The organism is uncultured Clostridium sp., assembly GCF_947036855.1.
GTDB lineage: Bacteria > Bacillota > Clostridia > Clostridiales > Clostridiaceae > Sarcina.
The window spans coordinates 1-4,158 of the sequence record NZ_CAMQRY010000174.1 but is presented as its reverse complement, the minus strand read 5'-3'; the positions used below and the strand labels follow the sequence as shown (position 1 = coordinate 4,158).

Here is a 4,158-nt window from a genome sequence, read left to right as displayed (position 1 = left end):
TGCATCTTCTTTTATAACTGCATTTGCTAAAATAACTGAATTTTTTACAAATGCACCTTTTCCAATTTTCACGTTTTTTGATATAACACTTTTTTGGACATATCCATCAATCTCACAGTTTTCACTAAGTATTGAATGTTTTATTACTGCATCAAATCCAACTTTATGTTTTTCATATCCGTCATCTCTTGCAGCAATTTTCCATTTATCATTAAGACTAAGCTCACATTTGTGATCAAGCAAATCCATATTAGAACTCCAAAGACTTTCTACTGTTCCAACATCTTTCCAATATCCATTAAATTTATATCCAACTAATTTTTCTTTACGTTCAAGCATAGTTGGAATTATATTTTTACCAAAATCATGGCTTGAAATTTCATCTTTTTCATCTTCTATTAAATAAGCTTTAAGAACCTTCCAATCAAATATATATATCCCCATTGAAGCAGTATTACTTCTTGGAATTTCTGGTTTTTCATCAAATGAGTGAATTGTTGTATCAGCATTTAAATTTAGTATTCCAAACCTACTTGCTTCTTCCATTGGAACCTCTATTGTTGCAATAGTTGCAGTAGCATTTGTATCCTTATGATGCTGTAACATTTTCTTATAATCCATTTTATATATGTGATCACCTGATAAAATAAGAACATATTTTGGATTAAAATTATCTATATATTTTATATTTTGGTATATTGCATTTGCTGTTCCTGTATAATAACTCTCCTCATCCTTATCCTTATATGGAGGTAAAAAACTAACTCCATATTTATCAATTTTCTTAAGATTCCAAGACTCACCTGTTCCTATATGATTATATATAGCATTTGGCTTATACTGTGTAACAACACCAACCGTATCTATTCCTGAATTAGCACAATTACTTAAAGGGAAATCTATAAGTCTATACTTTCCACCGTATGGAATAGCAGGTTTTGCAATGCTTTCTGTTAAAACTCCTAGTCTAGTTCCTTTTCCTCCAGCTAATATCATAGATATAATTTCTTCATTATGTCTCATCAAAATCACCCTCAAATCAATATTTTAATATAACTTTTTTAAAATCTTAATGCTTAATATCTTAATAAATTTCTATACATTTCTTTATATTTATTAGCTGATTTATTCCAACTAAAATCTGACTCCATAGCATTTTTAATTATTTCATTCCACATATCTTTTTGACTATATATATTCATAGCTTTAGTTATACAATTTAAAAGTTCCTTAGAACTATAATTATAAAAACTAAAACCATTTCCCCTTACTTCAAACTTATTAAATGCTTCTATAGTATCTCGAAGTCCACCAGTTTCTCTAACAATCGGTATAGTTCCATATCTTAAAGCTATTAACTGCCCAAGACCACAAGGTTCAAATGCAGATGGCATAAGGAACATATCTGAACTTGCATATATTCTATGTGATAGTTCAATATCAAAGTTTATTATTGAAACTACTTTTCCTCTATATTTATTTTCTAGATATCTAAAATAATCCTCATACTCACTAGCTCCAGTTCCTAAAACAACAAGCTGAACGTCACCTTGTAGAACTTCTTCTATACAATCCCTTATAAGGTCTATCCCTTTTTGTTTTGTTAGTCTTGTTACAAGTGAAATAATTGGTGTATTCTCTAAAACTTCAAGCCCAAGTTCCTTTTGTAACTCTCTCTTATTAACTTTTTTATTTTCTATAGAATCAAAATTATATTTCGCCGCTATAAAATTATCATCTTCTGGATTGTAGTCCTCATAATCAATTCCATTTACTATACCTTGTAAATCCCAACCTCTACTTCTGAGTAATCCATCCATTCGCTCTCCATACTCTGGAGTTTGAATTTCCCTTGCATATGATTCACTTACAGTTAAAATTCTATCTGAATAAGTAAGTGCAGCTTTCATAAAGCTAACATCCCCATAAAATTCAACACTCTTATTATAAAAAGGCTGCATATCATAGCCAAACAATTCTGGTAGAATATACTTGTTATAATTTCCTTGGAAAAATAAATTATGGATTGAAAATACTATTTTTATATCTTTACAAGGATATTTATATTTGTACTCTAGTTTATATAAAGCTGGTAACATTCCTGTTTGCCAATCATTACAATGAATAATATCTGGATACCAGTTAATCTCTGGAATAATTTCTAAAACTGCTCTATCAAAAAATGCTACTCTTTCTGCATCATCATAATATCCATAGACACCATCACGATTATAATAATATTCATTATCTACAAAATAGTAGGTAACATTTTTATATTTTAATGTTTCTATACCACAGTACTGTCTTCTCCATCCAACATTTATAAATATATATTTAAGGTGTTTCATTTCTCTTTTATAACACTCTTTTATATCTTTATATTTAGGCAAAATAACTCTTACATCTTCGCCTTGATTTACGAGTTCTTTGCTTAATGCTCCAACTACATCACCAAGTCCACCACTCTTTATAAATGGGGCAGCTTCTGTTGCTACAAATAAAATTTTCATTTATATAATCTCCTTACTTGATTGCAAGTATAACAGCTCCCATAGGAGGGATAGTTATATCAATAGAATACTTTTGATTGTGAGATGCTTTATCTTTCGCTTCTATAATTCCTGTATTTAATTTGTTAGACCCACCAAACATTTCTGAATCAGAGTTCATAATCTCTTTATACTTAGTATTATAAGGAACTCCTACCTTATATTCTTTATACGTATTAGGTGTAAAATTACAAATGAAAATTAAAGTATCTTTTTTAGGATGCTCTGCACTTCTCATAAAAATATATATACTTTCATCATTATTATCTGCATCTATCCACTCAAATCCCTTAGCGTCATAATCATATTTCCAAAGAGATTTATTATTTTTATAGATACCATTTATAGTTTTAAAATATTCCTGTAACTTTCTATGGCTCTCAAATTCTTCTGGTAAATTCCAATCTAACTGTTTATCTTCACTCCACTCTATAAATTGACCAAATTCCATTCCCATAAATATTAATTTCTTGCCTGGATGTCCTATCATATAAGTGCTATAAGCTCTAAGCCCAGCAAACTTATTCCAATAATCTCCCCACATTTTATCAAGCATAGATTTTTTACCATGTACAACTTCATCATGCGATAATGGAAGAATAAAGTTTTCATTGTGGTTATACATCATTCCAAATGTCAATTTATTATGTTCATGTTTTCTGTATATAGGATCTGTTTCTATATACTTTAATGAGTCATTCATCCATCCCATATTCCATTTAAAATCAAAACCAAGTCCATCATCTTCAAAATTCTTTGATACATTTTCCCAAATCGTAGATTCCTCTGCAATCATTATAGCCTTTGGATGTTTAAGCTTAACATTTAAATTTAATTCTCTTATAAATTCAACTGCATACTTATTTACATCAGTACCATCACTGTTTGGAGTCCACTCCCCTTTTTCCCTTCCATAACTTAGATATAGCATATTGCTTACAGCATCAACTCTAAATCCATCAAAGTGAAATTCTTTTAAATAATACATTGCATTAGCAATTAAAAAGCTTTTAACTTCTGGTCTTCCTAAATCAAAATTCAAAGTTCCCCACCCTGAATTATTTGCTTTCCAACCTTCAGCATATTCATAAACTGCCTGTCCATCAAAACTTGCAAGACCAAAATCATCTCTGCAAAAATGTCCAGGAACCCAATCAAGAATAACTCCTATATTTTGCTCATGTAATCTATCAATTAAATATCTTAAATCATCAGGACTTCCATATCTACTTGTTGGAGCATAAAACCCTGTAGTTTGATATCCCCATGATTTATCAAAAGGATGTTCCATAAGTGGCATAAACTCAACATGAGTATAATTCATTTCTAATAAATAACTAGGTAGAACTTCAGCTATTTCTCTATAACTTAAAAATTCCTCTCCATTCATTTTCCATGAACCAAGATGTATTTCATAAATATTAATCGCCGATTTATGATAATCTTGTAACCTTCTATTAGTCCATTTTTTATCCTGCCATTTATAATTATTAGCTGTTGTTACAATAGATGCTGTATCTGGTCTGAGTTCTGATAATCTAGCATATGGATCAGCCTTTAAAAGAATCTTTCCATCTTCTGTTTCAATTGCAAATTTATATATTTCACC

At 29.8% G+C, this 4,158-nt stretch carries 3 protein-coding genes; all 3 read right to left on the bottom strand.

Annotated features, from left to right (window positions below):
- The coding region (locus Q0V15_RS12200; protein ID WP_297439405.1) for a glucose-1-phosphate adenylyltransferase at positions 1-1,023 on the bottom strand (1,023 nt) is incomplete at its 3' end.
- 53 nt (positions 1,024-1,076) lie between these two features.
- Positions 1,077-2,510, bottom strand: a complete 1,434-nt coding sequence (gene glgA / locus Q0V15_RS12195; protein WP_297439402.1) for a glycogen synthase GlgA — start codon at positions 2,508-2,510, stop codon at positions 1,077-1,079.
- A 13-nt stretch (positions 2,511-2,523) separates the two neighbouring features.
- Positions 2,524-4,158, bottom strand: a 1,635-nt coding sequence (gene glgB, locus Q0V15_RS12190; protein WP_297439400.1) for a 1,4-alpha-glucan branching protein GlgB, incomplete at its 5' end; no start/stop codon positions are given.

Bases quoted from the DNA above. Each gene is read 5' to 3' on its own strand.
- glgA (WP_297439402.1), bottom strand. From the start codon at position 2,510: ATGAAAATTTTATTTGTAGCAACAGAAGCTGCCCCATTTATAAAGAGT.